This is a genomic window from Eudoraea sp. (assembly GCF_049669105.1).
Lineage (GTDB): Bacteria > Bacteroidota > Bacteroidia > Flavobacteriales > Flavobacteriaceae > Eudoraea.
The window spans coordinates 1-2,005 of the sequence record NZ_JBATKE010000030.1 but is presented as its reverse complement, the minus strand read 5'-3'; the positions used below and the strand labels follow the sequence as shown (position 1 = coordinate 2,005).

Below are 2,005 nucleotides of genomic sequence, written 5' to 3'. Positions count from 1 at the left end.
TTCCCTGATGATTTGTGTCGCGCTGTCCCGCGAAGACGAAATACGCCCGGGTTTTCACACAGCCTCGGCCAAAACCAGTCGCTCATTATTCGTCAAAGTGCCTAATTAGCCCGTTTGTAAATCGATTCCAACTGCTTTGGATGCAAACACCAATAACCAGATCAGGCCATTTACGGCCAAGAAGCCAATCAGCCCCTCAATTGCCAATCGCCGCAATCGGATGCCCTCGTCGGATAGGTCTGTTGCGCGCCAGCCATAAATCGGAATGTAAAACGCCTTTACACTCCAAAACCTCGCTCCTTCTGATCGATTGAAGTTCATTCGGATGGCATTTACCAACAAGCGAAGAAAGAAGAAAACGCCCACAAACCAACCAATTGCAAGGGTGGTGATCGTTAGCGAGCCGACGAAAGCTTGGGCGGGAACAAGCAGTCTGTCGTTGGTCGATTCCCAAAACAAGCCTGCAGCGATAATCGCCATGATTGTGGCGATCCCGAGGAAGACCGCGAGGACTCGGAGCAGTAATGGCAGATTAGAACGGACGAGAACAGGAACGCCGTACCACTTCGGCTTGCCTAACAAATCCATCGATGCATTCTCGTCGGCATACGTATCGAGGCTCGTTCTAGGGACTTATTGTGACCGGCCGGTTTGGGTCACCAGCCGCCATCATACCGCAGAAGACTCGGTCGGCAGGAATGCGGAGTAAAGCAGCCTGTCGTTCATCGCCCTGGTGACCGCTCGCTCTCGGCCAGAACCAGTAACTCGCGAACGCGATCTTTGCGCCGACCGAAGAACATTGTCGCAAGCGGCAGAAATAACCAAAGCGCAAAGAACATCGGAAGCGCAAAGCTATACGGCGGCAATGCGTTCATACGTAACCCGCCCCAAAAACCGAGTCCATAGTCAACGATCAACGACGAGAACACGACCATTACACAAACAGTCAGGAGGCCGAGGAGGAAATACTTGCCGTCTAAGAGCCTCGCAAGCCCATACCCCATCAGGGCTGCGCTGATTGCGGCTGCGGGAACCGTTGTCGCAAGTGACATCAGAATGAGGCCGAGAACTTGATGCTCCTGCATGAATGGGACAAACCAGCGTGGAGCAGCAATGGCCGCACCAATTCCGACAAGTTTGGAGTAGAGATAGAAATAGATGATGCCAGCGACAATTACGACCGCTGCATTTCTCTTCGTGCTGCTTTGCATCGAGTTTCCTCGCACCAATATTGGCGATTTCTTCAACGGCTGCTGGGGGTCACAGGCGGAAATTATAGCTCGAAATTTCTGGGCGGCGGCTTTCGAGTGCTTGCCGGACCCTCGCTATTCATCCTGGCTAACTTCGGCACGCGGCCACAAGCGGTCGATGCATTCCTGCGCAAACTAGCATCAATACGATGCGCAAAGGAGACCGTTCCGGCACCTCCTAATATCGTTCAGCACACCTATTCTCTTCGACGAAGTTGGGGTCTTGAATGCGCTTTGAGGCTTGCCGAATGGTCGTATCAATTTTGGACTCGGGCACACCTGTGCCTTTTCGCCTTTCAATCAGGGTGGAAATTCGCTCAAACGCTTTGCCCGGCAGCAAACTCGTTCCGGCAGTAGTACTCATCCAATGATCACCGACATAAATCGTGCTAGTGCCAGACCTCCCGATTAGCCTGACCTCAAATAGCGGGGCGTCCGCAAGCTCGTCCGCAACCAAAGCAATGCTCTCATTTTCCACAAGAAGCTCGCGAAACTCGTAGAAAGCACATCCTCGTTCGTAGTGAATCCCTTCGTTTTCTGTGATTACGACGATTCGTATGGTATCGCCGATGGAAATTTCTCCGCCCTCAGCATGCGCAGCAAGCAACCACATTAGCGACAGTGCGATTATGAGAGTTCTCGTCACGGCATAGCTCCCTAATGCGATTTTGACGGTCAGTATTACTTCGACGTTTCGGAGGACGGAATGGTTTGAAGAGACATGCCTCAAGATGTCCGCTTTGAGTCACAGGTGG

General features: G+C 52.4%; 3 protein-coding genes. All 3 read right to left on the bottom strand.

Annotation, left to right across the window (positions count from 1 at the left end; genetic code table 11):
- Positions 1 to 105: 105 nt before the first annotated feature.
- Positions 106 to 588, bottom strand: coding sequence for a hypothetical protein (locus WBM60_RS02185; RefSeq protein ID WP_424282713.1), 483 nt, complete (start codon positions 586 to 588; stop codon positions 106 to 108).
- 134 nt (positions 589 to 722) lie between these two features.
- Complete coding sequence (locus tag WBM60_RS02180) at positions 723 to 1,247, bottom strand: hypothetical protein (protein WP_424282712.1); 525 nt, start codon at positions 1,245 to 1,247, stop codon at positions 723 to 725.
- Between the two features lie 181 nt (positions 1,248 to 1,428).
- Complete coding sequence (locus tag WBM60_RS02175) at positions 1,429 to 1,863, bottom strand: hypothetical protein (RefSeq protein WP_424282711.1); 435 nt, start codon at positions 1,861 to 1,863, stop codon at positions 1,429 to 1,431.
- Positions 1,864 to 2,005: the final 142 nt, after the last annotated feature.

Bases quoted from the DNA above. Each gene is read 5' to 3' on its own strand.
- WBM60_RS02185 (WP_424282713.1), bottom strand. From the start codon at position 588: ATGGATTTGTTAGGCAAGCCGAAGTGGTACGGCGTTCCTGTTCTCGTC.
- WBM60_RS02175 (WP_424282711.1), bottom strand. From the start codon at position 1,863: ATGTGGTTGCTTGCTGCGCATGCTGAGGGCGGAGAAATTTCCATCGGC.